Source organism: Mesorhizobium kowhaii, assembly GCF_003253745.1.
Lineage (GTDB): Bacteria > Pseudomonadota > Alphaproteobacteria > Rhizobiales > Rhizobiaceae > Mesorhizobium > Mesorhizobium kowhaii.
The window spans coordinates 187,353-204,788 of record NZ_MZXV01000051.1; the positions used below are offsets into that span (position 1 = coordinate 187,353).

Annotated in this window: 15 protein-coding genes; 11 read left to right on the forward strand and 4 right to left on the reverse strand. The window is 62.4% G+C overall.

The window, feature by feature from the left end:
* Window positions 1–170: 170 nt before the first annotated feature.
* Entirely contained in the window at window positions 171–2,744 is a 2,574-nt protein-coding gene (gene cckA, locus B5V02_RS23365) for a cell cycle histidine kinase CckA (protein ID WP_111546429.1), read from the forward strand.
* An 87-nt stretch (window positions 2,745–2,831) separates the two neighbouring features.
* Entirely contained in the window at window positions 2,832–3,545 is a 714-nt protein-coding gene (locus B5V02_RS23370) for a purine-nucleoside phosphorylase (protein ID WP_111546430.1), read from the forward strand.
* A gap of 93 nt (window positions 3,546–3,638) precedes the next feature.
* On the opposite strand, the gene B5V02_RS23375 is transcribed toward B5V02_RS23370, so the two are convergent.
* The gene (locus B5V02_RS23375) at window positions 3,639–3,944 is read right to left on the reverse strand and encodes a ribbon-helix-helix domain-containing protein (RefSeq protein WP_111546431.1); all 306 of its coding nucleotides are present in this window, start codon (window positions 3,942–3,944) and stop codon (window positions 3,639–3,641) included.
* Window positions 3,945–4,273: 329 nt separating this feature from the next.
* Here B5V02_RS23375 and B5V02_RS23380 point away from each other — a divergent pair, with 329 nt between their 5' ends.
* The 3 genes from B5V02_RS23380 (at window position 4,274) to B5V02_RS23390 (ending at window position 6,899) form a co-directional block, all read left to right on the forward strand.
* Complete coding sequence (locus tag B5V02_RS23380) at window positions 4,274–4,669, forward strand: VOC family protein (protein ID WP_111546432.1); 396 nt, start codon at window positions 4,274–4,276, stop codon at window positions 4,667–4,669.
* Between the two features lie 80 nt (window positions 4,670–4,749).
* Complete coding sequence (locus B5V02_RS23385) at window positions 4,750–5,280, forward strand: gluconate 2-dehydrogenase subunit 3 family protein (protein WP_111546433.1); 531 nt, start codon at window positions 4,750–4,752, stop codon at window positions 5,278–5,280.
* 47 nt (window positions 5,281–5,327) lie between these two features.
* Window positions 5,328–6,899, forward strand: coding sequence for a GMC family oxidoreductase (locus B5V02_RS23390; RefSeq protein ID WP_111546434.1), 1,572 nt, complete (start codon window positions 5,328–5,330; stop codon window positions 6,897–6,899).
* A gap of 105 nt (window positions 6,900–7,004) precedes the next feature.
* Here the strand turns inward: B5V02_RS23390 and B5V02_RS23395 are convergent, their stop codons facing one another.
* The gene (locus tag B5V02_RS23395; protein ID WP_111546435.1) at window positions 7,005–8,918 is read right to left on the reverse strand and encodes a PhoX family protein; all 1,914 of its coding nucleotides are present in this window, start codon (window positions 8,916–8,918) and stop codon (window positions 7,005–7,007) included.
* Between the two features lie 121 nt (window positions 8,919–9,039).
* The gene (locus tag B5V02_RS23400; protein ID WP_111546436.1) at window positions 9,040–9,447 is read right to left on the reverse strand and encodes a hypothetical protein; all 408 of its coding nucleotides are present in this window, start codon (window positions 9,445–9,447) and stop codon (window positions 9,040–9,042) included.
* Window positions 9,448–9,760: 313 nt separating this feature from the next.
* On the opposite strand from B5V02_RS23400, the gene urtA reads away from it, so the two are divergent.
* From urtA to B5V02_RS23430, 6 genes are all read left to right on the forward strand, one after another.
* Window positions 9,761–11,071: an urea ABC transporter substrate-binding protein gene (urtA, locus tag B5V02_RS23405; RefSeq protein ID WP_111546437.1), complete on the forward strand. Its 1,311-nt coding sequence runs from the start codon at window positions 9,761–9,763 to the stop codon at window positions 11,069–11,071.
* Window positions 11,072–11,186: 115 nt separating this feature from the next.
* A complete protein-coding gene (gene urtB, locus B5V02_RS23410; protein WP_111546664.1) occupies window positions 11,187–12,803 on the forward strand; it encodes an urea ABC transporter permease subunit UrtB in 1,617 nt (538 codons plus the stop codon).
* On the forward strand, window positions 12,800–14,032 hold the full coding sequence (gene urtC, locus B5V02_RS23415) for an urea ABC transporter permease subunit UrtC (protein ID WP_111546438.1): 1,233 nt from the start codon (window positions 12,800–12,802) through the stop codon (window positions 14,030–14,032). Before urtB ends, urtC begins: the two co-directional genes overlap by 4 nt.
* 6 nt (window positions 14,033–14,038) lie before the next feature.
* The gene (gene urtD, locus B5V02_RS23420; protein WP_111546439.1) at window positions 14,039–14,785 is read left to right on the forward strand and encodes an urea ABC transporter ATP-binding protein UrtD; all 747 of its coding nucleotides are present in this window, start codon (window positions 14,039–14,041) and stop codon (window positions 14,783–14,785) included.
* Window positions 14,786–14,854: 69 nt separating this feature from the next.
* Window positions 14,855–15,550: an urea ABC transporter ATP-binding subunit UrtE gene (gene urtE, locus B5V02_RS23425; RefSeq protein WP_056576776.1), complete on the forward strand. Its 696-nt coding sequence runs from the start codon at window positions 14,855–14,857 to the stop codon at window positions 15,548–15,550.
* A gap of 437 nt (window positions 15,551–15,987) precedes the next feature.
* Window positions 15,988–16,164, forward strand: a complete 177-nt coding sequence (locus tag B5V02_RS23430; protein ID WP_111546440.1) for a hypothetical protein — start codon at window positions 15,988–15,990, stop codon at window positions 16,162–16,164.
* Between the two features lie 51 nt (window positions 16,165–16,215).
* Here the strand turns inward: B5V02_RS23430 and B5V02_RS23435 are convergent, their stop codons facing one another.
* Window positions 16,216–17,364, reverse strand: a complete 1,149-nt coding sequence (locus B5V02_RS23435) for a GGDEF domain-containing protein (protein WP_111546441.1) — start codon at window positions 17,362–17,364, stop codon at window positions 16,216–16,218.
* Window positions 17,365–17,436 lie beyond the last annotated feature (72 nt).

Below are 17,436 nucleotides of genomic sequence, written 5' to 3' on the forward strand. Positions count from 1 at the left end.
GCCACCGCAAGTTGCGTTTCGCGCTTGATGAACAGCTTGAAAACTCCGAAGGCCGGAAGATATCATTTTTATCCGACATTTGCCGCCCAGGCCTTTTCCGGACTAGGAGAATGTGATTCAACCCGCTAGGGGCGGGTGTCGGAACACCGGAATTCACGAGCAGGGGGCACATGGCCAAGGAAGCGCGCGGCGATTTCTATCCGGTACCGATCGTCGACCAGAATACGCGACCGGGCGCGGTCACCCGGCTCATCATCTTCATCGTCGTTCTGACCGGGGCCGCGATCGTCTTCGGCCTTTTCCGCGAGCGCCTCGGCGACCCTTTTCTGCTTGGCATGCTCGGTGTGCTGGCGATGATCGGTGTCGGCTTCCTGTTCGCCACGGCGATCGGCTTCGTGCAGATCACGCCACGCTCGACCGGTGACGAACTGTCGAAGGCATTCGTTGATTCGATGTCGCAGGGCCTTCTCGTCACGGACACAAAGGGCCGCGTCGTCTACGCCAATCGGGCCTATGCCGACATGACCGGAGCGACGTCGGCGGCCGACCTGAAGACGGTCGAGGGGTTGCTCTCGGATGTCCCCGAAGCCTCGGTGACGATCTATCGGCTGGCGTCCGGCCTGCGCGACGGCCAGCCGGGCGACGGCGAGTTTCGTCTCGCGCAGTCCATTCGGCCGGGCGCCGAGCCCGGCGCCCGCTGGTACCGGGCGCGTGCCCGCGCCTTCAGCATTCCGGGCCAGCGGCTGCCGATGCTGGCCTGGCAGCTTGCCGATATCTCGCAGGAGCGGGCCGAGCAGGAGCGTTTCTTCCTCGACCTGCAGAAGGCGATCGATCACCTCGACCACGCACCAGCCGGCTTCTTTTCGGCCGACCAGGACGGTCGCGTCACCTACATCAACGCCACGCTTGCCGAATGGCTGGGCATCGACCTTACCAGCTTCACGCCCGGCTCCGTCACCCTGCCGGAGATCGTGGCCGGCGACGGCATGGCATTGGTCCGCTCGGTCAAGGCCGACCCCGGAACGACACGCAACGCGGTCATCGATCTCGACTTGACGACGATGACGGGCGAAGCACTGCCGGTGCGTTTCATGCACCGCGTTTCGGCCAGCCGCGAAGGCCTCAACGGGCCAACGCGCACGATCGTGCTCAACCGCACGCAGGGCGAGGACGCCTCGGCCGACCTGCGCGCTTCGGAAGTGCGCTTCACCCGCTTCTTCAACTCGACACCGATGGCGATAGCCGGTGTCGACCACAGCGGGCGCATCCTGCGCACCAATGCGCCTTTCCTGTCGCTGTTTTCGTCGGTCGTCGACCGCGACGCCGTCGATCGTCGTGTGCGGCTCGACACGGTGATCCACGAGCGCGATCGGCCGGCCTTCGCCGCGGCTTTCGAAAAGGCGCAGCAGCGGCAGGCCGACATCGAGCCGATCGACACCTTGCTGCCCGGCAACGACGACCGGCACATCCGTTTCTACGTCAACGCGGTCGCCGACGGCACCGGCGGCGAGGGCGCCGAGGAGTCGGCCATCGTCTACGCCGTCGAGACGACGGAGCAGAAAGCGCTCGAAGGGCAGATGGCGCAAAGCCAGAAGATGCAGGCGGTCGGCCAGCTCGCCGGCGGCATCGCGCACGACTTCAACAATGTGCTGACCGCCATCATCATGGCGTCCGACCTTTTGTTGACCAACCATCGCCCGTCGGACCCATCCTTCCCCGACATCATGAACATCAAGCAGAATGCCAACCGGGCGGCCTCGCTGGTGCGGCAATTGCTGGCCTTCTCGCGCAAGCAGACGCTGCGGCCGGAGGTGCTCAACCTGACCGACGTGCTGGCCGATCTCAGGATGCTGCTGGCTCGCCTTGTCGGCAACGACATCAAGCTGAAGGTCGACCATGGCCGCGACCTGTGGCCGGTCAAGGTCGATATCGGGCAGTTCGAACAGGTGGTGGTCAATCTTGCGGTCAACGCGCGCGACGCCATGCCGGCGGGCGGCGATCTCACCGTGCGCACGCGCAATGTGGCCACCGAGGAATGCAAGGCCTTTTCCTACCGCGAACTCACCCCAGCCGACTATGTCGTGGTCGAAGTCGAGGATACCGGCAGCGGCATCGCGCCCGACGTGCTCAAGAAGATTTTCGAGCCCTTCTTCACCACCAAGGAGGTCGGCAAGGGCACCGGGCTTGGCCTGTCGATGGTGTACGGCATCATCAAGCAGACCGGCGGCTTCATCTTCTGCGATTCCGAGGTCGGCAAGGGCTCGACTTTCCGCATTTTCCTGCCGCGTCATATCGCGGAAGCGAAAAAAGCAGGCGAGCCCGACGATCTGCCGGCGGCACCGGCGAAGGTTGCCGATGCGGCCAAGGATCTGTCCGGCTCGGCCACGGTGCTGCTCGTCGAGGACGAGGACGCGGTGCGCATGGGCGGCATGCGGGCGCTGGTATCGCGCGGCTATACCGTGCACGAGGCATCCTCGGGCGTCGAGGCGCTGGAAGTGTTCGAGGCGCTGGGCGGCAAGGTCGACATCGTCGTCTCCGACGTGGTGATGCCGGAAATGGATGGGCCGACGCTGCTTGGTGAATTGCGCAAGCGCCAGCCGGACATCAAATTCGTCTTCGTGTCCGGCTATGCCGAGGACGCATTCGCCAGAAACCTGCCGGCAGATGCGCATTTCGGCTTCCTGCCAAAGCCGTTTTCGCTCAAGCAACTGGCGACGATCGTCAAGGATGTGCTGGAGTCTTAGAATTTTCTGATGCTCTTTCCCTTGCGCTACGCCGTGACAACGCCATGATTGCGGGTGAAACGGCAAGTGGGCTTGGGGGAGCAGCGGTTGACGCCACACAACGAAGCAGACAAGGGTGCCTACGCCGACACGGTGTTGCTGCCGGGTGATCCGCAGCGCGCCGAATGGATGGCGCAAACTTTTCTGGAAGCGCCGCGCTGCATCAATCGCCGACGCTACGCCCTTGGCTTTACCGGACTGTTTCGCGGCAAACCCATCAGCATCCAGGCGACAGGCATCGGTGTCTCGTCGTTTCTGATCTATGCGCATGAATTGCTTGACTATTATGGTGCCCGGACGTTGATCCGCACCGGCACCTGCGGCAGCCTGACCGCCAAGGCCAAGCTGCGCAGCCTTGTCATCTCGCAATCGGCGCAGGCGGAAAGCGCTCAAAGCGGTCAGGTCTTCGGCCTCTACAAAGCCGTCGCCGGTCCGGATCCGGCACTTCTCAGTTGTGCGCTGGCCAAGGCAGCCGAACTCGGCATCGACCATTGTGCCGGCCTGACGGTTTGCAGCGACATCTTCTATCACCCGGAAGGACGCGGCCGCTTTGCCGATGCGCAGGCAGCCGGTGCTCTGGCCGTGGATATGGAAACCAGCGCGCTTTATCGCATCGCCGAGCATTTCGGGGCTCGGGCGTTGTCGATCTGCACGGTGGTCGACAACATCGAGACCGGGGAACTGACCGACTACTCCGAGCGTCAGGACCTGTTCACCGATATGAGCCGGCTGGCGCTCGCTGTCGCCGTGGAAGGAGGCTAGGGCGGTTCACCGTTTCACGGAAACGCCGAACCGCTCTATCTCTTTGTTTTGACGCAATCGGGAAAACCGTTTCACACTTTTCCTGGAATTGCTCTAGGCGGCTTGCCGCTTCGGCACCATCTGTTCATCCATGCCTGGACGATGGCCGCGCAAATAGAGCGCGCAGGTGGTGCGCAGCATCGAGGCAAAGTTTGGAATGGCGCCGTTGATCTCGATGGCTTCGTCGTAAAGCTTCGAGATGAATTTCGGCGTCGTCAGGCCCTGGTTTTCGGCGATCTCATCAAGCAACGCCCAGAATGTCGCTTCAAGCTGGATGCTGGTCGAGTGGCCGTCGATGCGAATCGACCGGTTGATCTGGCGATAGCCTTCGGGGTCCTGGCCCGCAAATACCCTGCACATCCGACAAACCTCCCATGCTTGTTGGTCTTGGGCGGGCAGGCGTGCGGTCTGATACTGCTCGACCTGTCCCCATCCGCATTCTCGGGCAAAATTGCCGGAACGGCAATCGGACTTTCGTCCCTGTCCCCTAAAGCGCGTCGCGTTTGAATGGGTTCAGGCGACGCGCTTTAGGTGTTTGTCTTCATGCATGTCGTTCTCGCAAAACCGGGGCCAGTTTTGCGCGACATGCACTAGGCAAGCCAGTTCACGGTTTTGGGCGTGGTAACCGGCTGCCACCATTTTTCCCCCGCGCCGCCCATAATCGGTTCCAGACCAGGGCGGAGACTGATTTGGCCAAAGCGATCCATTCCATGATCCGGGTTCTCGATGAGGCCCGATCCATCGATTTTTACAGGAATGCCTTCGGGCTCGATGTCGCCGACAGGCTGGACTTCGAGACATTCACACTCATTTACCTCAGCAATGCCGAGTCAGGGTTCGAACTCGAACTGACCGTGAACAAGGGTCGGATCGAGCCTTACGGACTTGGCGATGGTTACGGTCACCTCGCGGTCTCGGTCGCCGACCTCGACAGCGAACATGATCGGCTCGGCGCGCTCGGCCTCAACCCCAAGAAGCTCGTCGAGTTCAACCATGACGGATCGCTGATCGCCCGCTTCTTCTTCATCGAGGATCCGGACGGCTACAAGATCGAGGTTCTGCAACGCGGAGGTCGCTTCAAATAGGGGACAGTGCGACCGCACCGGCAGGTGCGGTGCCAGCAACGGCGCTCAGCAGGGCGCAAATAGCAAGCAGGGAGGAATAAATGGTCACGATCTATGACGGGAAGCCTGGACTTTCACGTCGTGAGCTTCTCAAACGCGGTGGCATCGGCGCGCTGCTCGTCATCTCCGGCAGCGCGGTCATCAGCCCCGAACATGCCTGGGGGCTCGAGACATCGGCGCTCAAGCCCGAAACCATGGCGACGCTGATCCAGATGGCGCGCGACATCTATCCGCACGATCAGGTTCCCGACAAAAATTACGCCATTGCCGTGAAAGGCCATGACGAGCAGGCCGGCAAGGACGCCGCCTACAAGACGATGATCGAAGACGGCATCGCCGACCTCGACAAGAAGTCAGGGGATGGAGGCTACCGGGGCCTTGGCTGGGAGGACCAGCGCGTCGCTGTGCTGAAGCAGGTCGAGGCAACGCCGTTCTTCCAGGCCATCCGTGGTGGCCTCGTCGTCAGCCTCTACAACCAGAAAGAGGTCTGGCCGATCTTCGGCTACGAGGGCGAGTCCTTTTCCAAGGGCGGCTACATCGCGCGCGGTTTCAACGACATCGAGTGGCTCTGAGCCCCGTCGTTCTTGAACCCGCAAACAGAAAATCATGGGAGGAAACCATGGCTGCAGCATTTGATCTGAACAACGACGGCGTGGTCGTCATCATCGGCTCGGGCGCCGGCGGCGGCACGCTCGGCAACGAACTTGCCCAGAAGGGTGTCGACGTCGTCATCCTGGAAGCCGGCGCGCGTCACGAATACGAGGATTTTGTCAACGACGAGTGGGATTCGTTCACCCAGCTTGCCTGGAAGGACAAGCGCACCACCTCCGGCGACTGGCGAGTGGCCAAGGATTTTCCAAACCTGCCGGCCTGGATCGTCAAGTCGGTCGGCGGTTCGACAACCCACTGGGCCGGAGCGTCGCTGCGCTTCCAGGAACACGAGTTCAAGACGCTGTCGACCTACGGCAAACTGGAGGGCGCCAACCTGCTCGACTGGCCGATCACGCTGTCCGAGCTGGAGCCATACTATGCCAAGGCCGAAGCCAAGATGGGCGTCACCGGCACCAACGATTGGCCGAGATTGCCGGGCAACAACAATTTCAAGGTGTTGAAGGCCGGCGCCGACAAGCTCGGCTACAAGGAATGCCACACTGGCAACATGGCGATCAACTCGGTCGAGCGCGACGACCGCATGTCCTGCCAGCAAACCGGCTTCTGCTTCCAGGGCTGCAAATGGGGCGCCAAATGGTCGACGCTCTACACCGAGATCCCCAAGGGCGAGGCGACAGGCCATCTCGAGGTCAGGCCGAACGCCATGGTGGTCAAGATCAACCATGATGACTCGGGCAAGGTGACCGGCGTGGTCTACGCCGAAAAGGACGGCAAGCTGCAGGAGCAGAAGGCCCGCATCGTCGCCGTCGCCGGCAACTCCATCGAAAGCCCGCGGCTGTTGCTCAATTCGGCGTCGGGCAAATTCCCCGATGGCCTTGCCAACTCGTCGGGGCAGGTGGGCAAGAACTACATGCGCCACACCACGGGCTCGGTCTATGCCATCTTCGACAAGCCGGTGCATATGTATCGCGGCACCACCATGGCCGGCATCATCCGCGACGAGGCGCGCCATGATCCGTCACGAGGCTTCGTCGGCGGCTACGAGTTCGAGACGCTGTCGCTCGGTCTGCCGTTCATGGCGGCCTTCCTCGATCCGGGGGCCTGGGGCCGTTCGTTCACCACGGCGCTCGATCACTACGACCACATGGCCGGCCTGTGGATCGTCGGCGAGGACATGCCGCGCGCGGAGAACCGCATCACGCTGCATGCCGACTTGAAGGACGAGCACGGCATGCCGATCGCCGACGTGCATTTCGACGACCACCCCAATGACACGGCGATGCGCAACCATGCCTACAAGCAGGCCTCGGCGCTCTACGCCGCGGTCGGCGCCACGCGCACCTTCCCGACGCCGCCCTATCCGTCGACCCACAATCTCGGCACCAACCGGATGAGCGAGAAGGCGGCCGACGGCGTCGTCAACAAGCACGGCCAGACGCACGACATCAAGAACCTGTTCGTGTCGGACGGCAGCCAGTTCACGACGGGTGCCGCCGAAAACCCGACCCTGACGATCGTGTCGCTGGCGATCCGCCAGGCCGACTACATCGCCACGCAGATGTCGGCCAAGACGATCTGAGCCGCCAAGACACCGCCCCGACCATCGGGGCGGTGCGAAATCCAAGCGTCCTCCCGGACTGCCAAGCGGAACGCGTAACGCGCGTTCCGCTTTTTTTCGTGCTGGCTAGGCGCCGACCGGCTGCCCGTCCTTGCGGCGGATGGCGACCACCGAAGGGCGCGGCAACTGGCCATCCTTGAAGTCGGGCCACAGCGTCTGCACCTTGTCGAGCGTCTCGGCGTCTTCGGCCGGGTGCTGGACCGACAGGAACAAGGTCGTGCCATCCGGCGTGAAGCAGGGTCCGGTTGCTTCGGCGCCATTTGGGCAGGTGAACAGCAGTTTCGGCAGGCCACGCGCCGGGCCTTCGGTGTCGACGCCATAGACGCCGTCCGGCAGGTCGAAATCATTGGCGCCGTCGGTCGCCACCCAGAGCCGGCCGGCCGGATCGAAGGTGATGTTGTCGGGGCAGACGAACCAGCCATTGTCCGACGTGTCCGGGTGGAAGGTGGCGCCGACCGCGGCATCTTTGGGGTTGCCGCACAGCACGAACAGATCCCAGGCATATTTGTCCGCGGTATGGTCGGCGTCTGCGCCGCGGCCGCCTGGCGGGATCAGTTCGACGATGTGGCCCCAGAGGTTTTCCGGACGCGTGTTGGCCGGGTTGACCTTCGACTGGTCGCGCTTCTTGTTCTTGGTCATCACCGCATAGACGCGGCCGGTCACCGGATTGGTCTCGATGTCCTCGGGACGGTCCATCGGTGTTGCGCCAAGTGTGTCTGCCGCGAGCCGTGTTTTCAGCAGAACTTCGGCCTGATCGGCAAAGCCGTTTTCAGCCGTAAGCTTGCCCTGGCCGTGAACCAGCGGCAGCCATGTCATGGAGCCGTCGGCTTCGTAGCGGGCGACCGAAAGCACGCCGTCATCCAGCAGGTCGTTGCCAGAGGCCGGTTTGGCCGGATCGTAGGCCTTGTTCGAGACGAAGCGGTACATGTATTCGAAATAGTCGTCGTCGCCCATGTAGACGACGACGCGGCCGTCCTTGTTGAGGACAACCGTGGACGCCTCATGCGACATGCGGCCAAGTGCGGTGCGCTTCACCGGCTTGGACTGGGGATCATAGGGGTCGATCTCGACCACCCAGTCGAAACGGTTGGCCTCGTTCGGCTCCTTGTCGAGATTGAAGCGGTCATGGAAGCGGCCACGGCCATAGATGTCGGAACCGTCGAAGCCATAGCGGTCGAGAACGTCCGCGGTCGGCGCCTTCTTCGGATCGCCGCCGAACAGGTCGGAAACGCCTTCCTCGCAGGTCAGCACGGTGCCCCACGGGGTGAAGCCGCCGCTGCAGTTATAGCTGGTGCCGAGCACCTTCGTGCCGGTGGCGTCGGCAGATGTCTGCATCAAGGCATGGCCGGCAACCGGACCGGAGACGGTCATTTCGGTGTTGGCGGTGATGCGCCGGTTGAGCGGGCTGTCCTCGACCAGCGACCACTTGCCGTCCTTCAACAGCACTTCGACGATCGAGTGGCCCATGGCGGCCATGCCGAGATCGACCTGTTCCTTACTCATCGTCTTGCCGGCGTCATCCTCGGTCATGCCGGGAAACATGACGTTGGGCGAAATGTATTCGTTGTTGACGCAAAGCAAGCCGTGGTCGGAATTCACCGTGCCTTTCGGCAGCGGCAGGAAGGCGATGTAGTCGCAGTTGTAGCCGAAGCGCTTCTCCTGCTCGTCGGCGGCGACCTTGTTGCCGTCGAAATCCGGCAGGCCGGCCACAAGCGGGTCGCCCCAGCGTGCGACGATTGTGGTCTCATAGCCCTCGGCGGCGGCGTGGGTCTTGTCATAGACGCGCTTCAGCTCGGGAAAGCCGAGTGTGGAAAGTGCAGCCGCGGCATGTGTTTCGCCGGCAAACAACGAACCGACGAAGCTGCCGCCGGCAATCAGCGCACCAGATGCAAGGCTGCCCTTCAGGAGGGTACGGCGCGAGACGCGCTCGGCTATGACGTCGCGAATGACAGGGGAGGATGAAGACGGGGAGTTGGCCATTGTGTCTGCCTCTCAAGGTGGATGGTGACGGCGCACCGCTGCCTATCCAGTTTCGGCAACATCCAGATGACATGAGAGACGGGCAGGCCCGCCGAGGCGGCGGCCATTGCCCGGGAATGGCCTACTGGCCGGCTCCCCTGGTGCAGGTCGAGGCCGTGAACGCACCGTCGGGCTGCTTCATGATGATGTCGAAGGAGGGTGCACTCTGGCCGTCCAGCGTCGCCTGGGTCAGCGACAGCGCGTTGTCGCCGGCGGTATAGCCACCCAGCGGTCCCAGCCACGAGATCACGCCGTTTGCATCCATCTGATAATTGTAGCCTTGCTGGGCGGTCCCGAAGGTGACCGGGCCGCTGTAGACATTTCCCTTGATGGTGATGTCGCCGAGGTTGAGAAACATGCCAAGCAGGTATACTTCGCAGTGGTAGACGCCGTCGGGCATCTTGCCGTCGCTGAAATCGGCTCGTGCTGTGCCGGTCGCTGCCGCCAGAAGCAATATGCCGATGGAAATGCGTGAAATGCCGGATGCCATGACGTCGCTCGTTTGAGGAGCGACCTTGCCCTACTTTTGCGCTGAGCCGCAACATTTGTCGTCCGCGATCTGCCGATGAAGATCAAAAACTAGGCACCTTGCCAATTTGGGCGAAAATTAGGCAAAGTCCGTGTGCGCTGCGCAAATTTCTCTCAATCAATTTTTAACCGCCCTTCTTTGTTTCCATAAAGCTAATATTTCAAACGACTGATAATATTGAGTTATTGTCCCTTGTTTGGCATCTCTCCAGCGATTGGCATGGGGGTTGCATTGCATTGTTGCGGTGCAATCAACCAGCCTGGGAGTGTTAGGCATGAGGGGTAGTTTCTCGACAATAACAAAAATGTTTTCGGCCAGCGTCGTTGCCGCCGGCCTGTTGATGTCCGCACCCGCCAGGGCGGCTGACGACACGATCAAGGTCGGCATTCTCCATTCGCTGTCGGGGACCATGGCGATCTCGGAGACGACGCTGAAGGACGCCATGCTGATGCTCATCGACGAGCAGAACGCCAAGGGCGGCCTGCTCGGCAAGAAGCTTGAGGCCGTGGTCGTCGATCCAGCTTCCAACTGGCCGCTGTTCGCCGAGAAGGCGCGCGAGCTGATCTCCAAGGACAAGGTTGCCGCGGTGTTCGGCTGCTGGACCTCGGTGTCGCGCAAATCGGTGCTGCCGGTGTTCAGCGAGCTCGACAACATCCTTTTCTATCCCGTCCAGTACGAGGGCGAGGAAAGCGAGCGCAACGTGTTCTACACGGGTGCGGCGCCGAACCAGCAGGCCATTCCGGCGGTCGACTACCTGATGAGCGAGGATGGCGGTTCGGTGAAGCGCTGGGTGCTCGAAGGCACCGACTACGTTTATCCGCGCACCACCAACAAGATCCTCGAGGCCTATCTGAAGGCCAAGGGCGTCGCGGCGGAAGACATCATGGTCAACTACACGCCGTTCGGCTTCTCCGACTGGCAGACCGAAGTTTCAGCAATCAAGAAATTCGGTTCGGCCGGCAAGAAGACCGCCGTTGTGTCGACGGTCAATGGCGACGCCAACGTGCCGTTCTACAAGGAACTCGGCAACCAGGGCATCAAGGCCGAGGACATCCCGGTCATGGCCTTCTCGGTCGGCGAGGAAGAGCTTGCCGGTCTCGACACCGCGCCGCTGGTCGGCCATCTCGCCGCCTGGAACTACTTTGAAAGCGTCGACACGCCCGAGAACAAGAAGTTCATCGCCGACTGGCACAAATTCATCAAGAACGACAAGCGCACCACCAACGACCCGATGGAAGCCCACTACATCGGCTTCAACATGTGGGTGAAGGCGGTCGAGAAGGCCGGCACCACCGATCCGGACAAGGTCATCGACGCCATGATCGGCGTTTCGGTGCCCAACCTGACCGGCGGCTATTCGACGATGATGCCGAACCACCACATCACCAAGCCGGTGCTGATCGGTGAAATCCAGGCCGACGGCCAGTTCGAGACGGTTTCGCGCACGCCGGGCCTGGTGATGGGCGACGAATGGTCCGACTACCTGCCCGACTCCAAGGACCTGATCTCCGATTGGCGCGCGCCTCTGTCCTGCGGCAACTTCAACGTCGCCACCGGCAAATGCGGCGGCAAGGGCACAAACTGATCCTCCCGGGTCCAGGTCTGGGCTGTTAAGTCCACGACCTATGACCGCCAGCGTCCGGACGGTTTCCTCCGCCGTCCGGACGCCCAATTCAACCTTCAAGGGTCGCCTGAAGCCGATGAACCTGTTCCGTGCGATTGGCCTGACGCTTTTGTTCCTGCTGGCGACGCTGTCGTCGTCGGGTGCTGGCGAAGCCGATCTGCGTGGCATCATCGCCAAATTCGCGACGGCCAAGGGCTTTTCGGAGACGGGGGCTGTCGTTCACGACCTGGCGGCTACAGGTGACCCCCTAGTCGAACGGCCGCTTGCGGCACTCGCCGACGGCAACCTCTATATCCGCAAGGCCGATTCGCAGGTCTTCGTCGGCAAGGAAGCAGGTGTCAGCGTAGAGTTGTTCGATCCGCTGAGCGGCGAAAAGTCGGCGGATGCCGCCAAGGACGACATCACTAAGATCAAGGTCAACAACACGCTGCGCCGCGTCATCCGCGATGCGCTGGGAACGCTGACGCTCGGCGCCAAGGATCCGGCCGTGCGCATCGCCGCCGCCGACACCATGTTCAAGACACCCGATGCCGCAAACATCGGGCCGCTCGACACCGCGATCGCCAGCGAGACCGTGGCCAGCGTCAAGGCTCTGCTCGAACAGGCCCGCGCTGCCTCGGTTCTTGTCTCGGATCGTCCGGATGCCGACAAACTGGCGGCGATAACGCTGATCGGCGCACGGGGCGACCGTGATGCGGTTTCGCTGCTGACCTCGGTCGAAGCGAACGCCTCGGGCGCGGTCAAGGACGCGGCGACGGCGGCTATTCGTAACATCAATTCGACACTGGCATTCTGGGATGCCGGTCAGAACATCTGGTACGGGATTTCGCTGGGTTCGGTGCTGCTGCTGGCGGCGATCGGGCTTGCCATCACCTTCGGCGTCATGGGCGTCATCAACATGGCGCATGGCGAGATGGTCATGCTCGGCGCCTACACGACCTTCGTCGTCCAGCAGGTCATCCGCACATCCTTTCCCGGCCTGTTCGACTGGTCGCTGGTGATCGCGCTGCCGCTCGCCTTTCTCGTTGCCGCGATCGTCGGCCTGGCCATCGAGCGCGGCGTCATCCGCTTCCTCTACGGCCGGCCGCTGGAGACACTCTTGGCGACATGGGGCGTCTCGCTGATCCTGCAGCAGGCCGTGCGCAGCATCTTCGGGCCAACCAACCAGGAAGTGGGCAATCCCGCCTGGATGTCGGGCTCGTTCAATGTCGGTCAGCTCGCAATCACCTGGAACCGTCTGTGGATCCTGGTTTTCGCGCTCACCGTCTTTGCCGTGCTGCTCTACGTGATGAAGCGCACGCCCTGGGGTCTGCAGATGCGCGCCGTCACCGCCAACCGGCGCATGGCCGCCTCGATGGGCATCAGGACGCCATGGGTCGACGCGCTGACCTTCGCGCTGGGTTCCGGCATTGCCGGTATCGCCGGTGTCGCGCTCAGTCAGATCGACAATGTCTCGCCGAATCTCGGCCGCGGCTACATCATCGACAGCTTCATGGTCGTTGTCTTCGGCGGTGTCGGCAATCTGTGGGGCACGCTGGTCGGCGCCTTCTCGCTCGGCATCGTCAACAAGTTTCTTGAGCCCTATGCCGGCGCCGTGCTCGGCAAGATCGTCGTGCTGGTCCTGATCATCCTGTTCATCCAGAAGCGCCCGCGGGGCCTGTTCGCGCTCAAGGGCAGGGCGGTGGAAGCATGATCACCGGTCGCTTCTTCGCCGCGGGCGCGGACCGCCGCATCGCCATCACGATTCTCATCCTGCTGGCGGTGGCCATCATCGTGCCGCTGCTCAACCTGGCTGTGTCGCCAACCAGCGCCTTCTACGTGCCGTCCTACATCGTTGCGCTGACCGGCAAATATCTCTGCTATGCGCTGCTCGCCTTAGCGCTCGACCTGGTCTGGGGTTATTGCGGCATCCTTTCGCTCGGCCACGGCGCCTTCTTCGCGCTCGGCGGCTATGCGATGGGCATGTATCTGATGCGCCAGATCGGCGCGCGCGGCGTCTATGGCAACCCCATCCTGCCGGACTTCATGGTGTTCCTGAACTACAAGGAATTGCCCTGGTTCTGGACTGGTTTCGATCATTTCTGGTTCGCTGCGATCATGGTGCTCGCGGTGCCCGGCCTGCTCGCTTTCGTCTTCGGCTGGTTCGCCTTCCGCAGCCGTGTCACCGGTGTCTATCTCTCCATCATCACCCAGGCGATGACCTACGCGCTGCTGCTCGCCTTTTTCCGCAACGACATGGGTTTCGGCGGCAACAACGGCCTGACCGATTTCAAGGATATTCTCGGCTTCAACGTGCAGGCAGACGCAACGCGTTCGGCGCTGTTCGCCGCCAGCGCGCTGATGCTCGCGCTCGCCGTGTTCGTCACCTGGGCGATCGTCGGTTCCAAATACGGCAAGCTCTTGATGGCGGTGCGCGACGCCGAGAGCCGCACCCGCTTCCTCGGCTGGCGGGCGGAAAACGTGAAGCTGTTCGCCTTCACCGTGTCGGCTGTCATGGCGGGCATAGCCGGCGCGCTCTACGTGCCGCAGGTCGGCATCATCAATCCGGGCGAGTTCGAACCGTCCAATTCGATCGAGGTGGTGATCTGGGCGGCCGTTGGCGGGCGCGGCACCATTGTCGGGCCGATCATCGGCGCGCTGCTGGTCAATGCCGGCAAATCCTGGTTCACCGGCGTGCTGCCGGAATTCTGGCTGTTCGCGCTCGGCGGCCTGTTTGTCGCCGTCACGCTTTTGCTGCCCAAAGGCATCGTCGGCATGTGGGATTCCTGGCGCGGCAACGCCAAAGCGCTGCGGGCGGCATCGCTGGCCGAGGAGGCTGGCACCGACCCTGTCGTCCCGCCGCAGCAGAAGATCGTTCGCAGTGCGGCGACAAAGCCGGGCGACTGGTCCTCGTCCAGCCCCGAACCGCAGCCGGCGGAGTGAGCGACGATGAGCAAGTCGAACACGATCCTCTATCTCGACGGCGTCTCGGTTTCCTTCGACGGCTTTCGCGCCATCAACAACCTGTCGCTGGTGCTCGACAAGGGCGAGATGCGCGCCATCATCGGCCCCAACGGCGCCGGCAAGACGACGATGATGGACATCGTCACCGGCAAGACGCGGCCCGACGAGGGCGAGGTGTTCTTCGACGGCCAGGTCGACCTGACCAAGCATGATGAAGCCGAGATCGCCATGATGGGCATCGGCCGCAAATTCCAGAAGCCGACGGTCTTCGAAAGCCACACCATCGAGGAAAATCTGATGCTGGCGCTGAAGGGGCCACGCTCGATCTTCCCGGCGCTGTTCCATCGCCGCTCGGCCGCCGAAGCGCGGCAGATCGACGACATTCTCGGCATTATCCGGCTCGGCGACAAACGCGATCAACTGGCAGCAAATTTGAGCCACGGGCAAAAGCAGTGGCTGGAGATCGGCATGCTGCTGGCGCAGGACCCGAAGCTGCTGCTGGTCGACGAGCCGGTCGCCGGCATGACCGATGCAGAGACCGAGGAAACCGCGCGGCTGCTTAAGGAGATTGCGCGCGACCATTCGGTCATCGTGGTCGAGCACGACATGCATTTCGTGCGCGAACTGGGCGTCAAGGTCACCTGCCTGCACGAGGGCTCGGTGCTGTCCGAAGGCACGCTCGATTTCGTTTCGGCCGACGAGCGCGTCGTCGAAGTCTATCTGGGGAGATGAGCATGGTCTGGCGGGTTCAATTCCATCGCTTCGATCTGTCCTTCCTCAGGTTCTGGAAAAGGCGCTGACATGCTCGAAGTTTCGAACGCCACGCTCCACTACGGCGCCGCCCAGGCGCTGCGCGGCGTGTCGCTGAAGGCCGGCGCCGGCAAGATCACCTGCGTGCTCGGCCGCAACGGCGTCGGCAAGACCAGTTTGATGAGATCGATCGTCGGCCACCACCGGCTGACGAGCGGAAGCGTTGCCTTCGAGGGGAAGGCGCTCGACCGGAGCGCGGCGTATGACCGCGCCCGGTCGGGCATCGCATTCGTACCGCAAGGCAGGGAGATCTTTCCGCTGCTCACGGTGCGGGAGAATCTCGAATCGGGCTTCGCGCCGCTGAAGCGTGCCGACCGCAACGTGCCCGCCCATGTCTTCGAACTGTTCCCGGTGCTGAAGCAGATGCTTGGCCGCCGTGGCGGCGACCTGTCCGGCGGCCAGCAGCAGCAGCTCGCCATCGGCAGAGCGCTGGTCATGCGGCCGAAGCTGCTGGTGCTTGACGAACCCACCGAAGGCATCCAGCCGTCGATCATCAAGGATATCGGTCGCGCGATCCGCTATCTGCGCGACCAGGCGGGCATCGCCGTGCTTCTGGTCGAACAATATCTCGATTTCTGCCGTGAGCTTGCCGACGAGGTCAACATCATGGACCGCGGCCTGATCGTCCATACCGGCCCGGCGGAAGATCTCGACCGGGCCGATGTCCGCAAATTCCTGACCGTGTAGACTCTTTGTCTTGACGCAATTCCGGACGGAAAACCGTTTCACACTTTTCCTGGAATTGCTCTAAGCGCGTCGCATCCAAACGGATTCAAACGACGCGCTTTAGTTTTTTGCTTCTGTGCATGTCGTGTCCCAAAACCGCTGCGCACTTTTGGGCGACATGCATTAGAATCAGTACTGACTTCAGGTGACGCTCCGAAGTCTTTCGCAAGTCCAATATTTCTTCGATCCAGTCATCCGTGTCTCTGGCGCACCGGCGGCTGCGTGCTAGTCTTTTCTTGGCTTTTGTGAGTCGGCCGCTTCCGTTTCAGTCTGGTTTATCGCAGATCGAGGGGCGCGGCGAAGGCCGGGCAAGTTCCACGCAAGCCAGCATTCCTAGCTTCCCTCCTGCGATCTGATTGTCGTTCAACTCGTTTGGGCACACAGGCTAAGGGACAGCCATGGAACGTTACGTCGAGGACTACCAGAAGCGGCGGCTTACCGAGCGCGTCGATATCATCACCGCCATCAACATATTGAGGTCCCAGGGGTACGACCGCGACGAACTGATCGAGGAAATCACCAAGGTCTTCTACGTCGATCTCGATGCTTTCAACGAAATTGTCATGGCCGCATAGAAGCCGCTTCGCCCGTTCCAGCAATCATAGACGCGGTATTGATGCCCGTGGTCAGCTCGCGCGCCGGAATGCCGAGGCGGTGACGCGGTTGCGGCCGCCGCGCTTGGCGGCGTAGAGCGCCTTGTCGGCGGCGCTGAGCACCTTGTCGAAGCTGAGGCCCTCCTTGGTGCCGAAAGCAAATCCGGCACTGACCGTGCATGTCAGGGGACCCGTCTCGGTTTCGATGCAGCACGCGGCGAAGGCAGCCCGTATGGCCTCGGCGGTGGCCTCAACCGTTTCGGGCAAGGTCCGCTTCAGCACCAGCGCGAATTCCTCGCCGCCCATGCGCGCGGCGACGTCGGCCGGGCGAAGATTGCCGGCGAGTTCCCTGGCGAACACCCTCAGCACCTCGTCGCCCGCGGCGTGGCCGAATTCGTCGTTGATGGCCTTGAAGCCGTCGAGGTCGAACACGACCACAGCGGTGAAAGCGCCGACCGGTGCATTGCCATGCATGTCGAACAGGGCGCGGCGGTTGAGCAGGCCGGTCAAGGGATCGGTCAGGGCGTTGTGGCGGTGATGCCTAGCCAGGCGCCCCTGATTGAGCGCAAGTGACAGCGCACCGATGCCGGTCATGCTGGCGATGACGATGATGAGGCTCAACTCCTCGGCCCAATTGCTTGGCGCATGCCCGAGGATCAGCTTTCCGTCCCAGGCGAGAACCATGGCGCAGAGAGCGAAGGACGTGGCCGTCGCCGAATAGAGTGCTGTGATGCCGATCGTGAGCGCTGGGGCTTCGTTGCGGCCCTTCCAGTATTCGAACGCCGTTGCGAACAGAAGCAAGGCGGCAAACAGGTTCTCGAACATGAAACCGAGACCGTCATAGCCAAGCGCCATGGGAGGGAGCGCGACGGCCAGCGCGATGCTGCCAAACACCGTTCTCGGGACCGGCGAAGCGCCGGTTCTGAACTGGTAGGCAGCGCCGAGCATGGCCGAAAAACCAAGCAGGAGCAGGGCAAGGGTCGCGATGCCAAGCAGACGCCCGGGCATGTCGATATAGGCGTCATAGGCAAAAATGTCGCCGACCACCAACAGCAGGCTGATCGCCCATGTCAGCAGGAATTTCTCCGAGCGAGCGGTCAGCCACATGCCAAACAGTGTCAGGCTCAGGCAGGTAGCGGAAAAACCGACAGCCAGCAGAAGTGAAGTGTAGTCGAGCGACATGCCCCTCGTTCCTTGCCGGCGGCGATCCCAGCTCTGCGGCTTGGCCCGGCTGGATTCATGCAGCAAGGAGGT

What these genes read in the sequence shown, in the direction of transcription:
- B5V02_RS23430 (WP_111546440.1), top strand. Translation starts at nt 15,988, where the DNA reads ATGGAACGTTACGTCGAGGACTACCAGAAGCGGCGGCTTACCGAGCGC.
- urtC (WP_111546438.1), top strand. Translation starts at nt 12,800, where the DNA reads ATGATCACCGGTCGCTTCTTCGCCGCGGGCGCGGACCGCCGCATCGCC.
- B5V02_RS23435 (WP_111546441.1), bottom strand. Translation starts at nt 17,364, where the DNA reads ATGTCGCTCGACTACACTTCACTTCTGCTGGCTGTCGGTTTTTCCGCT.
- cckA (WP_111546429.1), top strand. Translation starts at nt 171, where the DNA reads ATGGCCAAGGAAGCGCGCGGCGATTTCTATCCGGTACCGATCGTCGAC.
- urtB (WP_111546664.1), top strand. Translation starts at nt 11,187, where the DNA reads ATGAACCTGTTCCGTGCGATTGGCCTGACGCTTTTGTTCCTGCTGGCG.
- urtA (WP_111546437.1), top strand. Translation starts at nt 9,761, where the DNA reads ATGAGGGGTAGTTTCTCGACAATAACAAAAATGTTTTCGGCCAGCGTC.
- B5V02_RS23390 (WP_111546434.1), top strand. Translation starts at nt 5,328, where the DNA reads ATGGCTGCAGCATTTGATCTGAACAACGACGGCGTGGTCGTCATCATC.
- B5V02_RS23400 (WP_111546436.1), bottom strand. Translation starts at nt 9,447, where the DNA reads ATGGCATCCGGCATTTCACGCATTTCCATCGGCATATTGCTTCTGGCG.
- B5V02_RS23375 (WP_111546431.1), bottom strand. Translation starts at nt 3,944, where the DNA reads ATGTGCAGGGTATTTGCGGGCCAGGACCCCGAAGGCTATCGCCAGATC.
- B5V02_RS23385 (WP_111546433.1), top strand. Translation starts at nt 4,750, where the DNA reads ATGGTCACGATCTATGACGGGAAGCCTGGACTTTCACGTCGTGAGCTT.
- urtE (WP_056576776.1), top strand. Translation starts at nt 14,855, where the DNA reads ATGCTCGAAGTTTCGAACGCCACGCTCCACTACGGCGCCGCCCAGGCG.
- B5V02_RS23395 (WP_111546435.1), bottom strand. Translation starts at nt 8,918, where the DNA reads ATGGCCAACTCCCCGTCTTCATCCTCCCCTGTCATTCGCGACGTCATA.
- urtD (WP_111546439.1), top strand. Translation starts at nt 14,039, where the DNA reads ATGAGCAAGTCGAACACGATCCTCTATCTCGACGGCGTCTCGGTTTCC.